The organism is Streptomyces sp. NPDC006551 (assembly GCF_040611675.1).
Lineage (GTDB): Bacteria > Actinomycetota > Actinomycetes > Streptomycetales > Streptomycetaceae > Streptomyces.
In genome coordinates this window covers 160029-182462 of record NZ_JBEXOT010000007.1, presented here as the reverse complement: position 1 = coordinate 182462, position 22434 = coordinate 160029, and the positions used below count along the sequence as shown (strand labels likewise).

The following is a 22434-nucleotide window of genomic DNA, read 5'->3' as shown; positions in this document are numbered from 1 at the left end:
CATGGAAAAGACCTACTCTGGGGTAGTTTCCGCTGTTCGGCAGCGGGGCCCCCGGACCGGTAGCGTGAACTGTCAACCCTCTCCGTCCCGCAGGAGCGCCCAGCCGTGCGTATCGCAGTCACCGGCTCCATCGCCACCGACCACCTCATGACCTTCCCCGGCCGGTTCGCAGACCAGCTCGTCGCGGACCAGCTGCATACGGTCTCGCTCTCCTTCCTCGTCGACAACCTCGACATCCGGCGGGGAGGCGTCGGCCCGAACATCTGCTTCGGCATGGGCCAGCTCGGCGGCAACCCGATCCTGGTGGGCGCGGCCGGCTACGACTTCGACGAGTACCGCGCCTGGCTCGACCGCCACGGCGTCGACACCGGGTCCGTACGGATCTCCGAGGTCCTGCACACCGCCCGTTTCGTCTGCACCACGGACAAGGACCACAACCAGATCGGCTCCTTCTACACGGGCGCGATGAGCGAGGCCCGGCAGATCGAGCTGAAGGCCGTCGCCGACCGCGTGGGCGGTCTCGACCTGGTGCTCATCGGCGCGGACGACCCCGAGGCGATGCTGCGCCACACGGAGGAGTGCCGGACGCGGGGCATCGCCTTCGCCGCCGACTTCTCGCAGCAGATCGCGCGGATGGACGGCGACGAGATCCGCACCCTGCTCGACGGCGCGACCTACCTCTTCTCCAACGAGTACGAGAAGGGCCTCATCGAGTCCAAGACCGGCTGGACCGACGAGGAGATCCTCGCCCGCGTCGGCCACCGGGTCACCACCCTCGGCTCGCGCGGTGTGCGCATCGAGCGCGTCGGCGACCCGGCCATCGAGGTCGGCTGCCCGGAGGAGGACGCCAAGGTCGACCCGACGGGCGTCGGCGACGCGTTCCGCGCCGGCTTCCTGACCGGCCTGTCCTGGGGCGTCGGCCTGGAGCGCGCGGCCCAGGTCGGCTGCATGCTCGCCACCCTGGTGATCGAGACCCTGGGCACCCAGGAGTACACCCTGCGCCGCGCCAACTTCATGGAGCGGTTCGTCAAGGCGTACGGCCACGAGGCCGGCGCCGAGGTCCAGGCGCACCTGGCCTGACGCGGCGGGCTCCGGCGCCTCTCGGGGCCCGCGCCACGCGGGCCCTGGGGGCGTCTCGCCGCGCCCGGCGGGATCGGCGAGACGCCCCCCACAGGGGCGCTACGCCACCCGCCGCACCACGTAGGCGGTGCCGCCCTTCGGCGAGGGCTCCTCGCCCAGGTACTCCTGGCCGCGCATCTCGCACCAGGCCGGGATGTCCAACCGGGCCGCCTCGTCGTCGGCGAGGACGGTCACCGTGCCGCCCAGCGGGACGTCGCCGATCACCCGGGCCAGTTCGATGACCGGGATCGGGCAGCGCCTGCCCAGGGCGTCCACCACGAGGGACCCCGGCTCGCCCGCCTCCCCGGTCACCGCCTCCGGGGCCCCGAGCCGCTCCCGTACCGCCCCGACCACCCCCGGCAGCAGGTCGAGGAACCGGTCCACATCGCTCTCCGGGGTGCCCGTAGGCAGGGACACCCGGACGTTGCCCTCGCTCAGCACCCCCATCGCCCGCAGCACATGGCTGGGCGTCAGCGTCGAACTCGTACACGACGAACCGGACGAAACGGAGAAACCCTCCCGGTCCAGCTCGTGCAGCAAGGTCTCTCCGTCGACATAGAGACAGGAGAAGGTCACGAGATGGGGGAGCCGGCGCACCGGATCGCCCACCACCTCCACGTCCGGCACCAGCTCCGGCACCCGCGCCCGGATCCGGTCCACCAGCCCCCGCAGCCGGGCGGCCTCGGCCTCCGCCTCCGCCCGTACCGCCCGCAGCGACGCCGCCGCCGCCACGATCGCCGGCAGGTTCTCGAACCCGGGCGCCCGCCCGGACTCCCGTTCGTCCGCCGGCCCTTGGGCGGCGAACCGCACCCCCTTCCGTACGGCGAGCAGCCCCACCCCGGCCGGACCGCCCCACTTGTGCGCGCTCGCCGCGAGCAGCGACCAGGCGCCCTCGACCGGCCCCCAGCCCAGCGACTGCGCCGCGTCCACCAGGAGCGGCACCCCCGCCGCCCGGCACGCCTCCGCGACCTCGGCCACCGGCTGCACCGTTCCCACCTCGTGGTTGGCCGACTGCAGACAGGCCAGCGCGGTGCCCGCGTCCAGCGCCGCCGCGAAGGCCGCCGCCTCCACCGCCCCGGAGCGGCCCACCGGCACCTCGGTCACCGACCCGCCGGCCGCCGTGTGCGCCTCGGCCGCGTGCAGCACCGAGGAGTGCTCGACCGCCGAGACCACGAGCCGGTCCCCGACACGCCGACGGCCCGCGAGCGCTCCGGAGATTCCCGCGTGAACCGCGCGCGTCCCCGAAGGAGTGAACACCAGCTCGTCGGGGCGGCAGCCCACCGCCTCCGCGGCGGCCTCCCGCGCCGCGTCCAGCAGCAGCCTGGCCCGCCGCCCCTCGCGATAGAGGCGGGCGGGATCGGCCCAGCCCTCGTCCAGGGAGGCAAGCAGCGCCTGGCGGGCGACGGGGTGCAGCGGGGCGGCGGAGGCGGCGTCGAAGTAGGGCACCCGTCCACGGTAGAGCCCCACCTCGTAAGACCCCGTCAGATGCCCCGTCCGCGCCGCTCGTCGACCGCCGGACGGCCGCCCGGGAGCCGCCCGCGGAATGCTCGGGTCCACCCCTTCGGGGAGTCGGACGGCGCGTTGGGCACCCTCCCCGCGCGACCCCAAATAGCGTCCAGTAGGGTTTGGTCCGCATAAACATCCAAACCCCTGCCCGCGGCCGGGGCGGCGACCGACCAGCGAGACGGCCGTAGCCGACCAGCGCGGGCCGAGACTCTCGGGAAGGCGCTACGTGAGTCCCAACGGCTCCGACCGCTCGTCGCGGCGCCCGATGCGGCGGAAGCTGCCGCAGGTGCTGACTGCGGGCCTGATCCTGGCGACAGCCACCGGCTGCTCGTACAACTGGGAAGACTTCCCCCGCCTTGGTATGCCCACCCCGGTGACGGAAGAGGCACCTCGGATCCTCTCCCTCTGGCAGGGCTCGTGGGCGGCTGCGCTCGCCACGGGTGTCCTGGTCTGGGGTCTGATCCTGTGGTCGGTCATCTTCCACCGGCGCAGCCGCACCAAGGTCGAGGTACCTCCGCAGACGCGGTACAACATGCCCATCGAGGCGCTGTACACGGTCACCCCCCTCATCATCGTCTCCGTGCTCTTCTACTTCACGGCGCGCGACGAGTCGAAGCTCCTCGAGCTCTCCGCCAAGCCGACCCACACCGTGAACGTGGTCGGCTACCAGTGGAGCTGGGGCTTCAACTACGTCGAGAACGTGCCCGGAGTGACGGGCGACGCGAAGACGGACAAGAACCTGGCGTCCATCCCGGACAAGTTCCTCAAGGACTTCCCGGAGAACGCCGGAGGCGTCTACGACGCCGGTATCCCTGGTGACCGGAACCCGCAGAACGGCAACCCGGGCCCGACCCTGTGGCTGCCCAAGGGTGAGAAGGTCCGGTTCGTCCTGACCTCCCGTGACGTCATCCACTCCTTCTGGGTGGTCCCCTTCCTGATGAAGCAGGACGTCATCCCGGGTCACACCAACTCCTTCGAGGTGACCCCGACGCAGGAGGGCACCTTCATGGGCAAGTGTGCCGAGCTGTGCGGTGTCGACCACTCCCGGATGCTCTTCAACGTCAAGGTGGTCTCTCCGGAGCGCTACCAGCAGCACCTGAAGGAGCTGGCGGAGAAGGGGCAGACCGGCTACATCCCGTCGGGCATTGAGCAGACGGACCCGGCCAGGAATGCGGAGAAGAACCAACTGTGAGCATCCTCAACGAACCCCAGGGTGCGGCCGCGGCTGAGGACTCGTACGAGAACGAGCTCCCGGTACGCCGCAAGCAGCCCGGCAATGTCGTGGTGAAGTGGCTGACCACCACCGACCACAAGACGATCGGCACGCTCTACCTGGTCACGTCGTTCGTCTTCTTCTGCATCGGCGGACTCATGGCGCTCTTCATGCGCGCCGAGCTGGCCCGTCCGGGTACGCAGATCATGTCGAACGAGCAGTTCAACCAGGCGTTCACGATGCACGGCACGATCATGCTGCTGATGTTCGCGACGCCGCTGTTCGCCGGATTCGCGAACTGGATCATGCCGCTGCAGATCGGCGCGCCCGACGTGGCGTTCCCGCGGCTGAACATGTTCGCGTACTGGCTGTACCTCTTCGGCTCGATCATCGCGGTGGCCGGCTTCCTCACCCCGCAGGGTGCGGCCGACTTCGGCTGGTTCGCCTACTCCCCGCTCTCGGACGCCGTCCGTTCGCCGGGTGTCGGCGCCGACATGTGGATCATGGGTCTGGCCTTCTCCGGCTTCGGCACGATCCTCGGTTCGGTCAACTTCATCACCACGATCATCTGCATGCGCGCTCCCGGCATGACGATGTTCCGGATGCCGATCTTCACCTGGAACGTGCTGCTGACCGGTGTGCTGGTCCTGCTCGCCTTCCCGGTCCTGGCGGCCGCGCTGTTCGCCCTGGAGGCGGACCGGAAGTTCGGTGCCCACGTCTTCGACGCCGCCAACGGTGGCGCCCTGCTGTGGCAGCACCTCTTCTGGTTCTTCGGACACCCAGAGGTGTACATCATCGCGCTGCCGTTCTTCGGCATCGTCTCCGAAGTGATCCCGGTCTTCAGCCGCAAGCCGATGTTCGGCTACATCGGTCTGATCGCCGCGACCATCGCGATCGCCGGTCTGTCGGTGACGGTGTGGGCCCACCACATGTACGTCACCGGTGGCGTGCTCCTGCCGTTCTTCTCCTTCATGACGTTCCTCATCGCCGTACCGACCGGTGTGAAGTTCTTCAACTGGATCGGAACGATGTGGAAGGGCTCGCTGTCCTTCGAGACACCGATGCTCTGGACGATCGGCTTCCTGGTCACCTTCACCTTCGGTGGTCTGACCGGCGTCATCCTGGCCTCGCCGCCGATGGACTTCCACGTCTCCGACTCGTACTTCGTGGTCGCGCACTTCCACTACGTCGTCTTCGGCACCGTGGTCTTCGCGATGTTCGCCGGCTTCCACTTCTGGTGGCCGAAGTTCACCGGCAAGATGCTGGACGAGCGGCTCGGCAAGATCACCTTCTGGACGCTGTTCATCGGCTTCCACGGCACCTTCCTGGTGCAGCACTGGCTGGGTGCCGAGGGCATGCCGCGTCGTTACGCGGACTACCTCGACGCCGACGGCTTCACCGCGCTGAACACGATCTCGACGATCTCCTCGTTCCTGCTCGGTCTGTCGATCCTGCCGTTCTTCTACAACGTCTGGAAGACCGCCAAGTACGGCAAGAAGATCGAGGTCGACGACCCGTGGGGCTACGGCCGTTCGCTCGAGTGGGCGACCTCCTGCCCGCCGCCGCGACACAACTTCCTCACCCTGCCGCGGATCCGCTCCGAATCCCCGGCGTTCGACCTGCACCACCCGGAGATCGCGGCGATCGACCAGCTCGAGAACCACGGCTCCGAGAAGGCCCTCGCGGGTGAGAAGGAGGCCGGCAAGTGAAGATCCAGGGCAAGATGTTCATCTGGCTGAGCGTCTTCATCCTCGCCATGGCGATCCTCTATGGCGTGTGGTCGAAGGAGCCGGTCGGCACCACGGCGCTCTTCCTGGCCTTCGGTCTGGCCATCATGGTCGGCTACTACCTGGCCTTCACGGCCAAGCGTGTCGACGCGATGGCCCAGGACGACAAGGAGGCCGACGTCGCGGACGAGGCCGGCGAGGTGGGCTTCTTCGCCCCCCACAGCTGGCAGCCGCTGTCGCTGGCCATCGGTGGTGCGCTCGCCTTCCTCGCCGTCGCGATGGGCTGGTGGCTGCTGTACTTCTCGGCGCCGCTGATCCTGGTCGGCATCTTCGGCTGGGTGTTCGAGTTCTACCGCGGTGAGAACCAGAACCAGTAGCGTCACCCCGCAGGACCCCGCAGGACCCCGCAGGACCCCGCAGGACCCCGCAGGACCCCGCAGGACCCCGCAGGACCCCGCAGGACCCCGCAGGACCCCGGAGGGGCCCGGACACTTCGTCACCGAAGCGTCCGGGCCCCTCTCTTTCGCGCCGCCCCTCGTTTGCAGCACTCGGCGCGCTGGCTGCGAGGAATGTTCTTACGGTGATGTCATGAACGACACGCCGCGCATTCGGACTGTTGTGAGCTGCACCGTCCTGGCCTTCACCGTCACCGCCGGCGCCACCGCGTGCGCGGGCTCCGAGGGCCACCCGCTGTCCGCCAGGCCGTACGACGCGGCGGAGCAGATCTCCTTCAACGCTCCCGTGGACGGCAAGAAGGCCGATCCGGACAAGGCGCTGGAGATCACCGCCAAGGGCGACGAGGGCCGCATCACCGATGTGACGGCCGCCGACGCCACCGGGCACCACCTGGCCGGCGAACTCACCGCGGACGGCCAGAGGTGGCGCTCCACGGGCTCCCTGACGGCCGGAGGCCGGTACACGGTCAAGGTCACCACGGAGAACGAGAACGGCGCTCCCGGCACCCGTACGTTCACGTTCGAGACCGCCCCCGCCAAGCGGTCCCTGGTCGTGGAGTTCGGGCCGGAGGCGGGCACGTACGGCGTCGGACAGCCGATCACGGCCGACCTCAGCCTCCCGGTGAAGGGCAAGGCGGCCCGGGCGGTGGTCGAGCGGGCCCTCAAGGTGCGTTCCACGCCGTCCGTGGAGGGTGCCTGGCACTGGGTGGACGACGAGAAGCTGCACTACCGCCCGAAGGAGTACTGGCCCGCCGGGACGAAGATCACGGTGACGGGGAACCTCGCGGGCGTGAAGGTGGGCGACAAGCTCTACGGCGGCGAGTCGAAGCCGCTGAACCTGACGATCGGCGACCGGATCGAGGCGGTCGCGGACGCCGGCTCGCACTACATGACCGTGCGGCGCAACGGAGAAGTGATCAACACCATTCCGGTGACCACCGGAAAGCCGGGCTTTTCCACCCGTAACGGCATCAAGGTGGTGCTGGGCAAGCAGTACTTCGTCCGGATGCGGAGCACCACCGTCGGCATCGCGGCGGGCAGCTCGGAGTCGTACGACCTGCCCGTCTACTACGCGACGCGGGTCACCTGGAGTGGTGAATACGTCCACGCCGCGCCGTGGTCCGTCGGCTCGCAAGGAGTTGCGAATGTCAGCCACGGCTGTGTCGGCATGTCGACAGGCAACGCGGCCTGGTTCTACAAGACCGTGCGCCCCGGCGACATCGTGAAGACGATCAACAGCTACGGCGACACGATGGACACCTTCGGCAACGGCTTCGGCGACTGGAACATGCCCTGGGACAAGTGGCGTCAGGGCAGCGCGCTGCTCGGCGACGCCAAGAGCCCCACCACCCCGGCCGACATCGCCCGCCTGCGTCCGTCGATCTAGGCCCTGTCCTAGTGGTCACACCCGACGGCGAGACGGGACCGCAGCAGGGCCGCCAGGGACGCCGCGAAGTCCACCGGTTCCACCGGGAGGGTGGCCGCGGCGTCCGCGCGGCTCCAGGTGGCCAGCCAGGCGTCCTGCGGGCGGCCGATCAGCAGCAGCACCGGCGGGCAGTCGAAGACCTCGTCCTTGATCTGGCGGCAGACGCCCATCCCGCCGGCGGGCACCGCCTCGCCGTCCAGGACGCAGACGTCCACGCCGCCCTCGTCGAGGCGCCTGAGCACCGCCGGGAGTGTCGCGCATTCGATGAACTCGACTGGCGGAACGTCGGCCGCCGGCCTGCGTCCCGCGGCGAGCCGCACCTGCTCGCGGGTGTTGGCGTCGTCGCTGTAGACCAGAACCGTGGCGCTCGACTGCATCGTTCCTCCGTGAAGGTCATCAACCGATGCGGCGGATGCTACTCCGTCCCACTCCGCGTCAACACCGGTTCGACACCGGCGGGAAGGCCGCTTCGATGGGCCGTTCGGGCTGGACACACGCCCCTGACACTCCGAACGGCACCCCCCGGAGTGAGGGCGGGATAAGCGACCGACATAATGTCGGTCGTGGCGACAGTAACGACAGTAGAAACCGGGCACGCGCACCCGTCGGTCAATCGGCCGAACCTCACCAGCGTCGGAACCATCATCTGGCTGAGTTCCGAGCTGATGTTCTTCGCGGCCCTCTTCGCGATGTACTTCACCCTGCGATCGGTGACGGGAGCCGCGTACTGGACGGAAAAGGCCTCGGCCTTGAACTTCCCGTTCTCGGCGACCAACACCACGATCCTGGTGCTCTCCTCCCTCACCTGTCAGCTCGGCGTCTTCGCCGCCGAGCGGGGCGATGTGAAGAAGCTCCGGACGTGGTTCATCATCACGTTCGTGATGGGTGCGATCTTCATCGGCGGCCAGGTCTTCGAGTACACCGAGCTGGTCAAGCACGAGGGTCTCTCGCTCTCGTCGGACCCGTACGGCTCCGTGTTCTACCTGACCACCGGCTTCCACGGCCTGCACGTGACGGGCGGTCTCATCGCCTTCCTGCTGGTCCTGGGCCGGACGTACGCCGCCAAGAGATTCACTCATGAGCAGGCAACCGCCGCCATCGTCGTGTCCTACTACTGGCACTTCGTCGATGTCGTCTGGATCGGCCTCTTCGCCACGATCTACATGATCAAGTAATCGGACGCCATCTCGGCGGACCGAGACATCCAGCAAGCATCGACGCAGAAGATCCTGACACCGGGGTAATCCGTGAAAAAGCTCTCCGCACGACGACGCCATCCGCTGGCGGCGGTCGTCGTCCTCCTTCTCGCGCTGGCGGCCACTGGGGGGCTGTACGCCGCGTTCGCGCCCGCGGGCACGGCGAAGGCCGATGAAACCGCCCAGTCCCTCGCCATCGAGGAGGGCAAGAAGCTCTACTCCGTCGGCTGCGCCAGCTGCCACGGAACCGGCGGTCAGGGCACCTCTGACGGCCCCTCCCTGGTCGGCGTCGGCTCGGCCTCCGTGGACTTCCAGGTCGGCACGGGCCGTATGCCGGCCCAGCAGCCGGGCGCCCAGGTGCCGAAGAAGAAGGTCATCTACACGCAGGCTGAGATCGATCAGCTCGCGGCGTACGTCGCCTCTCTCGGTGCCGGCCCGATCACGCCGAAGGCAAGCCAGTACAGCCCTGAAGGCGCCGACATCGCCCGTGGTGGCGACCTGTTCCGTTCCAACTGCGCCCAGTGCCACAACTTCACCGGTGAGGGCGGCGCGCTGACGCACGGCAAGTACGCCCCCAGCCTCGAAGGCGTGAGCCCGAAGCACCTGTACGAGGCCATGCAGACCGGCCCGCAGAACATGCCCTCCTTCCCCGACACGACCATGCCGGAGAAGGAGAAGAAGGACATCATCGCGTACGTCCAGGCCGTCAACAGCGACAAGGCCGACAACCCCGGCGGGCTCTCCCTCGGTGGCCTCGGCCCCGTCAGTGAGGGTCTGTTCGGCTGGATCTTCGGTCTGGGCGGGCTGATCGCAGTTGCCGTCTGGGTCGCGGCCCACACCGCTAAGGCCAAGAAGTCATGAGTACCCAAGAGATTCCAGAAGAGAACCTGCCCAGTGAGCAGGCCACCGCGCACGGCGCGGTGAAGGTCGCCGACGACCCGTTCGCCGACCCGGGCCTTCCGCCCCACAAGCCGCGCATCCAGGACATCGACGAGCGGGCCGCCAAGCGGTCCGAGCGTGCGGTCGCCTTCATGTTCACGCTGTCGATGCTGGCCACGGTGGGCTTCATCGCCTCGTACGTGATCTTCCCGGTCGACAAGATCGTGTACATCTGGCCGTTCGGCCGGGTGAGCGCGCTCAACTTCGCGCTGGGGCTGACCCTCGGTGCGGCGCTCTTCTTCATCGGCGCGGGCGCGGTCCACTGGGCCCGCACCCTGATGTCCGACGTCGAGATCGCGGACGAGCGTCACCCGATCCAGGCCTCCCCGGAGACCCGGGCGAAGGTCATGTCCGACTTCGCGGTCGGCGCGGCCGAGTCCGGCATGGGCCGGCGCAAGCTGATCCGCAACACCATGTTCGGCGCGCTGTCGCTCGTACCGCTCTCCGGCCTGGTGCTCCTGCGTGACATGGGTCCGCTGCCCGAGAAGAAGCTCCGGACCACGCTGTGGGCCAGGGGCAAGCAGCTGATCAACATGAACACGCACGAGCCGCTGCGTCCCGAGGACGTCGCGGTCGGTTCGCTGACCTTCGCGATGCCCGAGGGCCTCTCGGAGCACGACCACAACTTCCAGACCGAGATCGCCAAGGCCGCCCTGATGATCGTCCGCATTCAGCCGGACGACATCAAGGACAAGCGTGAGCTCGAGTGGTCGCACGAGGGCATCGTCGCCTTCTCGAAGATCTGCACCCACGTGGGTTGCCCGATCTCGCTGTACGAGCAGCAGACGCACCACGTGCTCTGCCCGTGCCACCAGTCCACCTTCGACCTGTCCGACGGCGCCCGTGTCATCTTCGGCCCGGCCGGTCACGCCCTGCCGCAGCTGCGGATCGGCGTGAACGACAAGGGCTTCCTCGAGGCGCTCGGCGACTTCGACGAGCCCGTCGGCCCTGCCTTCTGGGAGCGCGGATGAGCACTGTGACCGATAAGCAGAAGAAGGCGCCCGCCGGTGAGCGGGTGGCCGACTGGGCCGACGGCCGCCTGGGGATCTACTCCCTGGCCAAGGCCAACATGCGGAAGATCTTCCCGGACCACTGGTCCTTCATGCTCGGTGAGATCTGCCTCTACAGCTTCATCATCATCATCCTCACGGGTGTGTACCTGACGATGTTCTTCCACCCGTCGATGAACGAGGTGGAGTACCACGGCAGCTACGTCCCGCTGCAGGGTCAGCTGATGTCCGAGGCGTTCAACTCGACCATGCGCATCTCCTTCGATGTGCGCGGTGGTCTGCTCATCCGGCAGATCCACCACTGGGCGGCGCTGATCTTCATCGCCGGCATGTTCGTGCACATGATGCGCGTGTTCTTCACCGGCGCGTTCCGCAAGCCGCGTGAGATCAACTGGCTGTTCGGCTTCCTGCTGTTCTTCCTGGGCATGTTCACCGGCTTCACCGGTTACTCGCTCCCGGACGACCTGCTCTCCGGCACCGGTGTCCGCTTCATGCAGGGCGCGATCCTGTCCGTGCCGGTCGTCGGTACGTACCTGTCGATGTTCCTGTTCGGCGGCGAGTTCCCCGGCGGCGACTTCGTGGCCCGGTTCTACTCGGCCCACGTCCTGCTGCTGCCCGGCATCATGCTCGGCCTCGTGGTGGCGCACCTGATCCTGGTCTTCTACCACAAGCACACGCAGTTCGAGGGCCCCGGCCGTACGAACAACAACGTCGTGGGCATGCCGCTGCTGCCGGTCTACATGGCCAAGGCCGGAGGCTTCTTCTTCCTGGTCTTCGGTGTCATCGCGGTCATCTCGGCGATCGCCTCGATCAACCCGATCTGGGCGCTCGGCCCGTACCGTCCGGACCAGGTGTCCACCGGCGCGCAGCCCGACTGGTACATGGGCTTCGCCGAGGGTCTGATCCGTGTCATGCCGGGCTGGGAGATCAACCTCTGGGGCCACACCCTGGTCCTGGGCGTGATGATCCCGCTGGCGATCTTCCCGCTGGTGCTCGCGGCGATCGCGGTCTACCCGTTCATCGAGTCCTGGATCACCGGCGACAAGCGCGAGCACCACATCGCGCAGCGCCCGCGCAACGCTCCGACGCGCACCGCGTTCGGTGTCGCCTGGATCACCGCGTACATGATCATGCTCGTGGGTGGTGGCAACGACATCTTCGCGACCCACTTCCACCTGTCGATCAACTCGATCACCTGGTTCGTCCGGATCGCGTTCTTCGTCGGCCCGGTCATCGCGTTCATCGTCACCAAGCGGATCTGCCTCGGCCTCCAGCGCCGCGACAAGGACAAGGTGCTGCACGGACGCGAGTCCGGAATCATCAAGCGCCTGCCGCACGGTGAGTTCGTCGAGATCCACGAGCCGCTCAGCCAGGGCGAGCTGTACCGCCTCACGGCGCACGAGCAGCACGAGCCCGCGCAGCTGCCGCCGGCCGTCGACGAGAACGGTGTGGAGCGCAAGGTGGGCCGGATGGAGAAGCTCCGGGTCAAGCTCAACCGGAGCTACTACGGCGAGGACAACCAGATCGCCAAGCCCACCGCCGAGGAGTACAGGGAGATCACCAGCGGCCACGGCCACCACTGATCACCTCGCCCCCAGGGCTTCGCCCTGAGGGGGACCCCTGGAAGGTCGCCACAGCGGGAGCCCCGTCCATTCGATGGACGGGGCTCTTCGCCGTCCCCGCCGGTCGATAGGGTGGGCGTGTATTCGTCTCGTTACGCACATGACCAGGAGCTGCCATGAGCGCTGTGACCCCCGCTGGAGGCGAATTCAGGGCGGGCCTCCCCCTGTCTTCCGCCGGGGGGACCCCCACCTGGCCCGCCGTCCTGGACGGGCTGCTGACCGGCCGCGACCAGAGCGCGGAGGACACCGCCTGGGCGATGGACCGGATCCTGCGGGGCGAGGCCACCGACGCCCAGATCGCCGGCTTCGCGGTCGCGCTGCGCGCCAAGGGCGAGACCGTCGAGGAGATCACCGGCCTCGTCCGGACGATGTACGAGCACGCCAACCTCATCGAGGTCCCCGGCCCGTCCGTGGACATCGTCGGCACGGGCGGAGACGGCGCCAAGACCGTCAACATCTCCACCATGTCCGCGATCGTGGTGGCCGGCACAGGCGCCAAGGTCGTGAAGCACGGCAACCGGGCCGCGTCCAGCGCGAGCGGCGCCTCGGACGTCCTGGAGAAGCTCGGCGTCAATCTGGAGCTGACCCCGCGGCGGGTCGCCGAGGTCGCCGAGGAGGCCGGGATCACCTTCTGCTTCGCGGTGAAGTTCCACCCGGCGCTGCGCCATGTGGCCGCGGCCCGCAAGGAGCTCGGCATCCGGACCACCTTCAACTTCCTCGGTCCGCTCACCAATCCCGCCCGCGTCAGGGCCCAGGCGACCGGCGTGGCCGACGCCCGGATGGCCCCGATCATGGCCGGGGTGCTCGCCGAGCGCGGCTCCTCCGCGCTCGTCTTCCGCGGCGACGACGGTCTTGACGAGTTGACGACCACCGCCACCTCGCGGGTGTGGGTGGTACGCGACGGGGCGGTGCGCGAGGAGGCGTTCGACCCGCGGGACGTCGGCATCGACCTCGTACCCGTGGAGGCGCTGCGCGGCGCCGACGCCTCGTACAACGCCGATGTGGCCCGCCGGCTGCTCGCGGGCGAGACCGGTCCGGTACGGGACGCCGTCCTGCTCAACTCGGCGGCGGCGCTCACGGCGCTGGAGCCGGGCGAGGGCACCCTGGCGGAGCAACTGCGCGCGGGAATCGCGAAGGCGGCCGAGTCGATCGACTCGGGAGCCGCCCGCAGGGCGCTGGAGCGCTGGATCGCCGCCAGCAACGCGTGAGAGGAGGAGAGGGCCCCGCCGCGGCGGGGCCCTTTTCCGTTCCGGAATCCGGACACGGGTTGCGCCGCGGCGATCACGTGGCATAGCTTCTCTGCCAGGTCATGAGTGACAGCTACGAAGCCCCGGCTTGCTGTCCGGCAACCCTCCGTCCGTGGCGGGGTGCCCCGGGTGAAGACCAGGCCGTAGGCAGCGAGGTCTACGGCAAGCGCGGACCCCTCGAAACCTTGGGGTCCTGGTCCTCAGGGAGCCTCTTGTGAGCAAGCGAATGCGATAGGGCCTTCTCGCCCCTTCTTCGCGCACCCTTTCTTCTCTTCCCCAGCGCTGCCGCGTATCCGCCGGCGCGGGAATTCGCCTGCCTTGTACGGGAGTTCGCCATGTCTGCCACCACCGCTGCCGCCGACCAGTCCGTTTGTGCCCCTCTGCCCGTTCTGGGACGGGACGTCACCGTGCCGCTCGTCACCGGGGGCGAGGTCGCCTACGCCGCACTGGACTACGCCGCCAGCGCGCCGGCCCTGCAGCGGGTGTGGGACGACGTCGCCGCCTACGCGCCCTACTACGGCAGCGTGCACCGGGGCGCCGGGTACCTCTCGCAGCTCTCAACCGACCTGTTCGAGAACAGCCGCGTCACCGTCGCCGAGTTCCTCGACTGCCGCCCCGACGACCAGGTGGTCTTCACCCGCTCCACCACCGACTCCCTCAACCTGCTCGCCGCCGCGCTCCCCGCCCACTGCCAGGTCTTCGTCTTCGAGACCGAGCACCACGCCTCGCTGCTGCCCTGGCAGGACGCCCGCGTCACCTACCTCAACGCGCCGCGCACCCCCGCGCAGGCCGTCGAGACCCTGGAGCGCGCCCTCGCCGACCGCGACCCCTACGGTCCCGCCCTGGTCTGTGTCACCGGGGCGTCCAACGTCACCGGTGAACTGTGGCCGGTGCGCGAACTCGCCGCCGCCGCGCACGCCCACGGTGCCCGGATCGTCCTCGACGCCGCCCAGCTCGCTCCCCACCACCCCGTCTCCGTGCGGGAGTTGGACGTCGACTGGGTCGCCTTCTCCGGGCACAAGCTGTACGCCCCGTTCGGCTCGGGCGTCCTCGCCGGCCGCGCCGACTGGCTCCAGGACGCCGAGCCGTACCTCGCCGGCGGCGGCGCCTCGCGCAAGGTCGCCCGCCGCACCGACGGGGGAGTGGACGTCGAGTGGCACACCACCGCCGCCCGCCACGAGGCCGGCTCCCCGAACGTCATCGGCGTCTACTCCATCGCCTCCGCCTGCAAGGCGCTGACCGAGGCGGGATTCGACTCCCTCGTCGCCCGCGAGCGGCAGCTGATCGCGAAGGTCCGGGAGGGCCTGGCCGAGGTGCCCGAGGTCAAGGTGCTCTCGCTCTTCGGCGACGACGCCCCGCGCGTCGGCGTCATCTCGTTCGTCGTCGACGGCTGGAACAGCTCGCACTTCGCCGCCGCGCTCTCCGCGGAGTACGGCATCGGGGTGCGCGACGGTCTCTTCTGCGCCCACCCGCTGGTCCGCACGCTGCTCGGCGGCGACCCGCAGGACGTCGGCGAGTGCGGGGCCCCGGAGGCGGAGCCGGGCGAGAAGTCGCTCAACGCCATCCGGGTGAGCTTCGGCGCCGGGACGCCGGACGAGCACGTGGAGCGTTTCGTACGGGCCGTGCAGGAGCTGGTCCGGCACGGGGCGCGGTGGAAGTACCGCACCGAGGACGGCCGCTGCGTCCCCGACCGCGGCTGAGCACCCACTCGTACGGGTGAAGGGGGCCTCCGAGCGGGGCCCCCTTCGTCATGCCGTTCAAGCAGTCGGGTGTCAGGACTCCAGACCGATGGCGAAGGCCGCTTCCAGGTCGTGCTGGGAGTACGTACGGAACGCGACGTGCGTGTCCGTGGCCTCGACGCCGGGGATCTTGCTGATCCGGCCGGGGATCACGTCCGCCAGGTCGTCGTGCCGGGGCACCCGGACCATGGCGATCAGGTCGTACGTACCGGTCACCGAGAAGACCTCGCTGACGCTGTCGAGCGCGGCGATGGACTCCGCGATCTCGGGGATGCGGTCCACGCTGGTCTTGATGAGCACGATCGCGGTGATCACGGCTGGCTTTCTCCCTCGGTCGCCGCGGCTGGGGCCTTCACTCTAGCCCGCCCGTCTCCCGCCACCACCCTTCCAGGGAAGCGCTGCCCGCACCCCCTTCCGGTGGTAGCGGCCCCAGGCGTAGAGGAAGCCGACGCAGAAGCCCACCACGTGCGCGAGATAGGCGACGCCCGGCCCCGGCTCGGCCGAGCGGGCCGCCAGCCACTGCACCACGAACCAGAAGATCAGCACGATCCAGGCCGGTAGGCGCAGCGGCAGGAAGAAGAGGAACGGGAACAGGCTGGTCACCCGGGAGCGCGGGAAGAGATGGAGGAACGCCCCGAGCACCCCCGAGATCGCCCCCGAGGCGCCCACCAGCGTCTGCTCGCTGCCGGAGTGGGCCACCGCGTACCCGATCAGGGCGACGTAGCCGCAGCCGAGGTAGAACAGCGCGAACGGCACCGCGCCCATCCGCTCCTCGGCCATCGCGCCGAAGACATAGAGGAACAGCATGTTCCCCAGCATGTGCAGCCAGCTGCCGTGCACGAAGAGCGCGGTCAGCGGGGTGAGCAGCGCGCGCGGATCGCCGCTCGTCAGCTCGGCCGGGACGACCCCCCAGCGGTGGAAGTACACGCTCTGCGCCGCGAGCAGCGTGTCCCCGGTGCCGTACACCGGATTGAAGCCCGACACCGGGCTGATCAGGAAGGTGAGGCAGCAGACGGCGATCAGGCCGTGCGTCACCGCCGGTCCGTTCCGCGCGCCGTGCCACGCACCACGGGTCGCTCGCCGCCAGTCGATCATGGACAGATCATGGCGTAACGGGGCCCATCCGGGCAGAGTGCCTCGCCGGGACGCGGGGTAGCCGCGAGGCCGTAGGGTTACGGGCAGTACCTCCGCAGTTCGACGGCGCACCGCGGCTCCCGCATCCCGTACATGAAAGAGGACGGCACGATGACGACGGTTCCCCTGCCGACCGCCGAGACCCGCTGGCGCTGCACACTCTGCGGCAATCTGACCCGGTTCGATGTGACTCGTTCCTCCAAGGTCGTCGAGTACGTCCATCTGGACCTCGCCGGGGAGCCGAAGGTGGAGGAGCGCGAGGTGGTCAGTGAGACCATCGAGTCGGTCCGCTGCCGGTGGTGCAACGCGGTGGACCAGATCGAACTGGTGGACAGGCCGGGCACCGCCTCCTGACGGAGCGGTGCGAACGACAGTGGGGTGACGGATCGTGGAGCAGCCCGCGCACGGTGGTGAGCCGGCCGGCGCGGCAGGTGACGCTGCCGAGGCACTCGACCGCCCGTTGCCGGAAGGCGTACGGCGGCGGGTCGTCGCGCTGGTGTCGGACGCCTTCGGCGGGCTGACCGTCGCCGAGCTGCCCGGACCCCTGCGGCAGTACGCGCGCTTCACCCCGAGCCGGCGGGCCAAGTTCGCCGGCAACGCCATGGCCGCCGCCCTGGAGAGCGACCCGCTCTTCCGGCAGCGGATCGGCGAGCGCTTCAAGGAGGCCCAGCCGGAGCTGGCCGGAACCGTCGAGTCCGGTGCCCCGCCCGCCGCCGCCGATCCCGTCGACGTCGCCGCGGCCGCCTATGTTCTGCGCCCCACGGGCTGGGTCAAGCTGGTCGCGGCCGCGGGCGAGGAGGTCCAGCGGGCGGACGCCGAGCGGGCCGACGAGGCCGGGCGGCGCGAGCTGGAGCGGCTGCGCGAAGAGGTCGCCGCGGCCAAGGAGCGCGGCCGGGGCGAGATCGAGCAGCTGCGCCACGACCTGGAGGCGGCCCGCAAGGAAGCCGAATCGCTTCATCGCAAGCTGCGCAGCGCTCAGAGCGACGTGAAGCGGGGCGAGGCCGCCCTGCGGCGCACCCAGGCCGAGATCGACGCCGTCAAGGCGGAGGCCGCGGCCCAGGTCTCGGCCGCCGAGAGCGAGAGCCGCCGGCTCAAGGCCCGGCTCGGCGAGGTCGAGGCCGCTCTGGAGGCCAGCCGCCGGTCCGCCCGCGAGGGGCGCTCGGTGGAGGACATGCGGCTGCGGCTGCTGCTCGACACGGTCCTGGACGCCGCTCAGGGGCTGCGCCGCGAGCTCGCCCTGCCGCCCGCCTCCGTCCATCCCGCGGACACCGTCGACGCCGTGCAGCCCGGCCGTATGTCGCCGAAGGACATCGCGGCCCGCGCCCTGTCCGAGACCGACCCGGCGCTGCTCGACCAGCTGCTCGCGCTGCCCCAGGCCCATCTGGTCGTGGACGGCTACAACGTCACCAAGACCGGCTATCCGACCATGCCGCTGGAGAAGCAGCGGCTGCGGCTGCTCGGTGGGCTCTCCGCGCTCGCGGCCCGTTCGGGCGCCGAGGTCACCTGTGTCTTCGACGGTGCGGAGCTGGCGGCCCCGGTGCTGCTCGCGCCGCCGCGCGGCGTGCGGGTGCTGTTCTCCAAGCCCGGCGTCACCGCCGACGAGTTGATCCGTCAGCTGGTGCGCGCCGAGCCGCCGGGCCGTCCCGTCGTGGTGGTCTCCACCGACCGCGAGGTCGCCGACGGTGTCGCCAAGTCCGGTGCCTGGCCGGTCGCGTCCGCATTGTTGCTGAAGCGGCTTTCGCGTGTCTCGTGACACCTGTTAACTCCTGGGCATAATGCCCGAATTCTTATGGGCGCACCGTCAAGTGCCCATCACTGCCTGTGTGGTGCGTGTAAATAAAGTGCCTCGTGGGTGAGATTTTGCCCATGAGGATTTGAACTGATCACAAGTTGGTCACTAGGGTCAGGCCTCGAACCTTCGCGCGGTTGATCATCCATCGGGGATGACAGCGAAGGAACCGCCTGCCGCACCCTGGTTGGGCGGCTCGAGGAAGAAGGAGCTCGCCTTCGTGGCGTCCCACCGTCGTCCCAAGCAGCCGAGCCGCACCCGCGTGACCGTGCTCACCGCCACCGCCGCGGCTGCTGTCGCGCTCTCCGCCCAGACCGGTGCCCAGGCGGCTCCGAAGCCGAAGATCGACGACGTGAAGTCGAAGGTCGACAAGCTGCACCACGAGGCCGAAGAGGCCACGGAGCAGTACAACCTGGCCGAGGAGCGCCGCGGCAAGCTCCAGAAGGAGATCGGCGCCCTTCAGGACAAGGTCGCCCGCGGTCAGCAGGAGCTCAACGCCCTGCGCGACAACATCGGTTCGGTCGCCAGCGCGCAGTACCGCTCCGGCGGCATCGACCCGGCGATCCAGCTCTTCCTCTCCTCCGACCCGGACACCTACCTCGACAAGGCGTCCGCGATCGACCAGCTCGGCGCCAAGCAGGCCGACGTGCTCCAGTCGATCCAGGCCAAGCAGCGCACCCTCGCCCAGCAGCGCGCCGAGGCGACGACGAAGCTCGCCGACCTCGAGGACGTCCGCAAGACCCTGGGCGAGAAGAAGAAGAAGTTCCAGGGCAAGCTCGCCGAGGCACAGAAGCTCCTCAACACCCTGACCGCCGCCGAGCGCGCCAAGATGCAGCAGGAGGAGCAGCGCGCCAGCCGGGCCGCGGGCGACCGTGTCGACCTCGGCAACGAGGTCCCGGCCTCGCAGCGCGGTGCCGCCGCCCTCAACGCGGCCGCCACCCAGATCGGCAAGCCGTACGTCTCCGGCGCCGAGGGCCCCAACTCGTACGACTGCTCCGGTCTGACGCAGTGGTCCTACCGCCAGGCCGGCGTCGGCATCAGCCGCACCACCTACACCCAGCAGAACGACGGCGTGAAGATCGGCCGCAGCCAGCTCAAGCCGGGCGACCTGGTCTTCTTCAACGGCCTGTCCCACGTGGGCCTGTACGCGGGAAACAACACGATCCTGCACGCCCCCAAGCCGGGCGCCTCGGTCCGCTACGAGTCCATGGACTACATGGGCACCTTCCAGTTCGGTGTGCGCATCTGACGCCTCCGACCGCCTCCCGCGGCCTGACGCCCGAACGGGTGGTTCGCCGCACCCCCAGCTGACGTGACGCCCCGCCGGTGACCTGTGATCTCCGGCGGGGCGTCACTTTGTATGCCCGGCACCTTCGTTGGAAGCCGTGTGATCAACGGCTACTGTCTGCCGCGCCAGTCTGCGTACAGCTGAACGGAGCGCGATACGTGGCGTCCCAACGACGACCCGTGAGGGTCACCGTCCTGACCGCCGCCGCGGCCACCGCGGCGACGGCCCTCGGCGCCGTCCCCGCGAGCGCCGACCCGAGCGGCACCCCCGAGGCCACCAGGGCCACGGTCGACCGGCTCTACGAAGAGGCCGAACGGGCCACCGAGGGCTACAACAAGGCCGACGAGCGGGCGGACACCCTGCGCGGGACGCTCTCCGAGGCGCAGGACAGCGTGGCGCGCGGCCAGGAGCGCGTCAACCGCATGCGGGACGCGCTCGGTTCCGTCGCCGGCGCCCAGTACCGCTCCGGCGGTATCGACCCCGCCCTCGCGCTGCTGCTCTCCTCCGACCCCGACTCGTACCTCGACCGGGCCTCCGTCCTCGACCGGGTCGCCTCCCGGCAGAGCGTGGCGCTGACGCAATTCCAGGGCGAGCTGCGCAGGCTGGGACAGGAGCGGACGGAGGCGGGGCGGCTGCTCGCCGAGCTGGAGCACAGCCGGTCGCAGGCCGCCCGGCACAAGCGCACGGTCGAGCGGAAGCTCGCCGAGGCCCGGCGGCTGCTGGCCTCCCTCACCGCCGAGGAGCGCGCGTCCTTCGACCGGGCCTCCCGGTCCGCCCGCGACCAGGACCTGCCACCGCTCGGTGACCTCGGCCCGGCCTCCTCGCGGGCCGCGGCAGCCGTCGCCGCCGCCCGCAGCGCGATCGGCCGGCCGTACGTCTGGGGCGCGACCGGCCCCTCCGCCTTCGACTGCTCGGGCCTGATGGTCTGGTCGTACCGGCAGGCGGGGATCAGCCTGCCGCGGACCTCCTCGGCGCAGCGGTACGCGGGACGCCAGGTGCCGCTCTCCCAGGCACAGCCCGGCGACCTGGTGACGTACCGCGACGACGCCAGCCATGTCGGCATCTACGCCGGCGACGGTCAGGTGATCCACGCGCCGTATCCGGGGGCGCGGGTGCGTTCCGACCCGGTCGGGATGATGTCGCACGCCACGGTGACCCGGGTCTGACCGTAGGTCGTGTCCGCAACGTCTCGCCTGGCCCGCGGACGCGACCTGGGACCGGCCGTACGACTGCCCGTACGATCGAGGGCGTGGCAGGTCAGGGGCGGGGAGCGGCGCGACGGGCGGGCGTGTGTTCGGCGGTCGCCCTCCTGGCCCTCGCGGGGTGCGGCGCGCCCCCGCCCGACTCCGCGTCCCGGGAGATCCAGAGCATGCTCGACCGTCGGGCACGGGCGCTGCTCGCCCGCGACGAGGCGGCCTACGCCGTCGGACTCGACACGTCGCTCGCCCCGGCCGCGCTGAAGGAGTTCGACCACCTCGCCGAGGTGCCGCTCGGCTCCTGGGACTACCGGGTGAAGGACGTGGACCGGACCGGCCGGGACCGGGCGACGGTCCGCGCGGAGCTCGGCTACCGGGTCAGCGGCTACGACTCGGGTCCCGTCACCACTGAGCGCGTTCTCGACCTGATCGAGCGGGACGGGCGGTGGTACGTCACCGCCGACCGGCCCGGCGCGGACGCTGCCCAGCAGCTCTGGCAGCAGGGCGACGTGGAGGCGGTGCGCGGAGCGCGCAGCCTCGTCCTCGGCGTCGGACAGCCGGAGGAGCGCCTCCGGGCGATCGCGGCGGCGGCGGACCGGGCGGTGCCCGCGGTCTCGGCGGCCTGGCCCTCGCCCTGGGCGGGCCGGGTGGTCGTCCTCGTCCCCGCCTCGCTGGACGCCATGGGCGGGCTGCTCGGGGCGCCCGGGGCCTCCTACCGGGGCATCGCCGCCGTCACGACCGGCGAGGTCCGCGGCGGGCCGGACGCGCCCGCGGACCGGGTGATCGTCAACCCCGAGGCGTACGGCGTGCTCGGCGCGTTCGGGCAGCAGATCGTTCTCACCCACGAGACCACCCATGTGGCCACCCGCGCCGCGACCTCCCCGGCCACTCCGGTCTGGCTCTCCGAGGGCTTCGCCGACTGGGCCGCCTACCGCGGCACCGGCCGCACGGCCGCCCAGGCCGCCCCCGAACTGCGCCGCGCGGTCCGGGCGGGCGACCTCCCGGCCGCGCTCCCCGACGACAAGGCCTTCGCCTTCGGCGGCGACGCGGACGCGCTGGCACGGGCCTACGAGGGCGCCTGGCTGGCGTGTGAGCTGATCGCCGAGCGCTGGGGCGAGGAGAAGCTGACCGAGTTCTACCGCGCGGTCGGTGCCCACCCGTCCCGTGAGGGCGCGGTGGAAAAGGCCCTGCACGAGGTGCTCGGCACGACCCCGGAGGACTTCACCGCGGCCTGGCGCGCCCACCTCGGGGCGCGACTGGGCTGAGGGGCGGCCGTCAGACGTCGTCCGGGGCCGCCGCGGCCTCCAGTTCCTCGAGCGCCTCCGCCAGCCACTCCTTCTCCGCCGTGCCCGTCGCGCGGGCGATCCGCAGCATGCCGCGGCGGAAGAGGTCCGGTTCCCGCTCGGCGCGCACCGGGACGCCGTCCTCGTAGAAGAAGCTGGCCGGGGTGTTCAGGAACGCCTGGCGGCGGCGGAGGACGGCCGCCTGGTCCGCCGGGTCCGGGAGGTGGCCCAGGAAGGCGAGCAGGGTGAAGAAGCGCTGGCCGTCGGTGATCTCGGCCTCCTTGGGGTCGCGCAGCCGGGAGAGCAGTTCCGCGCGGCCTTCCGGGGTCAGCGAGAGCGTCCGCCGAGGTGCCGCGCTCGCGCCCGGTTCCGTACGGCTCTCCAGCAGGCCCGCCTTCACCATGCGGGTGATCGCCGGGTAGAGCGCCCCGTCGCTGACCGGGCGGACATGGCCGCTCAGCCCGTGGATCCGGTCCTTCAACTCGTATCCGTGCAGCGGTCGCTCGTACAGAAAGCCGAGGATCGTCAGCTCCAGCACCCGGCCG

Annotated in this window: 20 protein-coding genes, 1 pseudogene and 1 riboswitch; of the genes and pseudogenes, 16 read left to right on the top strand and 5 right to left on the bottom strand. The window is 70.1% G+C overall.

Annotation, left to right across the window (positions count from 1 at the left end):
- The first annotated feature begins 105 nt into the window (after positions 1-105).
- The gene (locus ABZY12_RS10960; protein ID WP_356888978.1) at positions 106-1080 is read left to right on the top strand and encodes a carbohydrate kinase family protein; all 975 of its coding nucleotides are present in this window, start codon (positions 106-108) and stop codon (positions 1078-1080) included.
- Between the two features lie 99 nt (positions 1081-1179).
- Here the strand turns inward: ABZY12_RS10960 and ABZY12_RS10955 are convergent, their stop codons facing one another.
- On the bottom strand, positions 1180-2565 hold the full coding sequence (locus tag ABZY12_RS10955) for an aminotransferase class V-fold PLP-dependent enzyme (RefSeq protein ID WP_356888977.1): 1386 nt from the start codon (positions 2563-2565) through the stop codon (positions 1180-1182).
- A 286-nt stretch (positions 2566-2851) separates the two neighbouring features.
- Between ABZY12_RS10955 and coxB the strand changes: the two genes are divergently transcribed.
- From coxB to ABZY12_RS10935, 4 genes are all read left to right on the top strand, one after another.
- The gene (coxB, locus tag ABZY12_RS10950; protein WP_356888976.1) at positions 2852-3817 is read left to right on the top strand and encodes a cytochrome c oxidase subunit II; all 966 of its coding nucleotides are present in this window, start codon (positions 2852-2854) and stop codon (positions 3815-3817) included.
- The gene (gene ctaD, locus ABZY12_RS10945) at positions 3814-5547 is read left to right on the top strand and encodes a cytochrome c oxidase subunit I (RefSeq protein WP_356888975.1); all 1734 of its coding nucleotides are present in this window, start codon (positions 3814-3816) and stop codon (positions 5545-5547) included. Before coxB ends, ctaD begins: the two co-directional genes overlap by 4 nt.
- Complete coding sequence (locus ABZY12_RS10940) at positions 5544-5942, top strand: cytochrome c oxidase subunit 4 (protein ID WP_356888974.1); 399 nt, start codon at positions 5544-5546, stop codon at positions 5940-5942. The genes ctaD and ABZY12_RS10940 overlap by 4 nt, the downstream gene beginning before the upstream one ends.
- Positions 5943-6153: 211 nt before the next feature.
- Positions 6154-7407 carry an Ig-like domain-containing protein gene (locus tag ABZY12_RS10935; RefSeq protein WP_356888973.1) on the top strand — a complete coding sequence of 418 codons (1254 nt, stop codon included), beginning with the start codon at positions 6154-6156 and terminating at the stop codon, positions 7405-7407.
- An 8-nt stretch (positions 7408-7415) separates the two neighbouring features.
- Here ABZY12_RS10935 and ABZY12_RS10930 read toward each other — a convergent pair whose 3' ends face one another.
- Positions 7416-7823 (bottom strand): hypothetical protein, encoded by a 408-nt coding sequence (locus ABZY12_RS10930; RefSeq protein WP_356888972.1) that lies wholly within the window; start codon positions 7821-7823, stop codon positions 7416-7418.
- A gap of 177 nt (positions 7824-8000) precedes the next feature.
- On the opposite strand from ABZY12_RS10930, the gene ABZY12_RS10925 reads away from it, so the two are divergent.
- The 6 genes from ABZY12_RS10925 to ABZY12_RS10900 all read left to right on the top strand — a co-directional run bounded on the left by ABZY12_RS10925 (position 8001) and on the right by ABZY12_RS10900 (position 15160).
- Positions 8001-8621: a heme-copper oxidase subunit III gene (locus tag ABZY12_RS10925; protein WP_356888971.1), complete on the top strand. Its 621-nt coding sequence runs from the start codon at positions 8001-8003 to the stop codon at positions 8619-8621.
- Between the two features lie 72 nt (positions 8622-8693).
- Entirely contained in the window at positions 8694-9503 is an 810-nt protein-coding gene (locus ABZY12_RS10920; protein WP_356888970.1) for a c-type cytochrome, read from the top strand.
- Entirely contained in the window at positions 9500-10552 is a 1053-nt protein-coding gene (locus ABZY12_RS10915; protein WP_356888969.1) for a Rieske 2Fe-2S domain-containing protein, read from the top strand. Before ABZY12_RS10920 ends, ABZY12_RS10915 begins: the two co-directional genes overlap by 4 nt.
- Positions 10549-12174: a cytochrome bc complex cytochrome b subunit gene (locus ABZY12_RS10910; RefSeq protein ID WP_356888968.1), complete on the top strand. Its 1626-nt coding sequence runs from the start codon at positions 10549-10551 to the stop codon at positions 12172-12174. Before ABZY12_RS10915 ends, ABZY12_RS10910 begins: the two co-directional genes overlap by 4 nt.
- 155 nt (positions 12175-12329) lie before the next feature.
- Positions 12330-13421, top strand: a complete 1092-nt coding sequence (gene trpD / locus ABZY12_RS10905; RefSeq protein ID WP_356888967.1) for an anthranilate phosphoribosyltransferase — start codon at positions 12330-12332, stop codon at positions 13419-13421.
- A 97-nt stretch (positions 13422-13518) separates the two neighbouring features.
- A riboswitch (SAM riboswitch) is annotated at positions 13519-13635 on the top strand.
- A 160-nt stretch (positions 13636-13795) separates the two neighbouring features.
- Positions 13796-15160, top strand: a complete 1365-nt coding sequence (locus ABZY12_RS10900; RefSeq protein WP_356888966.1) for an aminotransferase class V-fold PLP-dependent enzyme — start codon at positions 13796-13798, stop codon at positions 15158-15160.
- 72 nt (positions 15161-15232) lie between these two features.
- Here ABZY12_RS10900 and ABZY12_RS10895 read toward each other — a convergent pair whose 3' ends face one another.
- Both ABZY12_RS10895 and ABZY12_RS10890 read right to left on the bottom strand, forming a co-directional pair.
- Positions 15233-15514: an Lrp/AsnC ligand binding domain-containing protein gene (locus ABZY12_RS10895; RefSeq protein ID WP_017238849.1), complete on the bottom strand. Its 282-nt coding sequence runs from the start codon at positions 15512-15514 to the stop codon at positions 15233-15235.
- Positions 15511-16294, bottom strand: a pseudogene (locus tag ABZY12_RS10890) (rhomboid family intramembrane serine protease). The gene ABZY12_RS10895 and the pseudogene ABZY12_RS10890 overlap by 4 nt, the downstream one beginning before the upstream one ends.
- 150 nt (positions 16295-16444) lie before the next feature.
- Between ABZY12_RS10890 and ABZY12_RS10885 the strand changes: the two are divergent.
- From ABZY12_RS10885 to ABZY12_RS10865, 5 genes are all read left to right on the top strand, one after another.
- Positions 16445-16687, top strand: coding sequence for a hypothetical protein (locus ABZY12_RS10885; protein WP_260228851.1), 243 nt, complete (start codon positions 16445-16447; stop codon positions 16685-16687).
- Positions 16688-16721: 34 nt separating this feature from the next.
- Positions 16722-18086: an NYN domain-containing protein gene (locus tag ABZY12_RS10880; RefSeq protein WP_356888965.1), complete on the top strand. Its 1365-nt coding sequence runs from the start codon at positions 16722-16724 to the stop codon at positions 18084-18086.
- A gap of 256 nt (positions 18087-18342) precedes the next feature.
- The gene (locus ABZY12_RS10875; protein ID WP_356889016.1) at positions 18343-19371 is read left to right on the top strand and encodes an NlpC/P60 family protein; all 1029 of its coding nucleotides are present in this window, start codon (positions 18343-18345) and stop codon (positions 19369-19371) included.
- A 218-nt stretch (positions 19372-19589) separates the two neighbouring features.
- On the top strand, positions 19590-20576 hold the full coding sequence (locus ABZY12_RS10870) for a C40 family peptidase (protein ID WP_356888964.1): 987 nt from the start codon (positions 19590-19592) through the stop codon (positions 20574-20576).
- 83 nt (positions 20577-20659) lie between these two features.
- Positions 20660-21871 carry a hypothetical protein gene (locus tag ABZY12_RS10865; protein ID WP_356888963.1) on the top strand — a complete coding sequence of 404 codons (1212 nt, stop codon included), beginning with the start codon at positions 20660-20662 and terminating at the stop codon, positions 21869-21871.
- Positions 21872-21881: 10 nt separating this feature from the next.
- Here ABZY12_RS10865 and ABZY12_RS10860 read toward each other — a convergent pair whose 3' ends face one another.
- Positions 21882-22427: a PadR family transcriptional regulator gene (locus tag ABZY12_RS10860; protein WP_356888962.1), complete on the bottom strand. Its 546-nt coding sequence runs from the start codon at positions 22425-22427 to the stop codon at positions 21882-21884.
- Positions 22428-22434 lie beyond the last annotated feature (7 nt).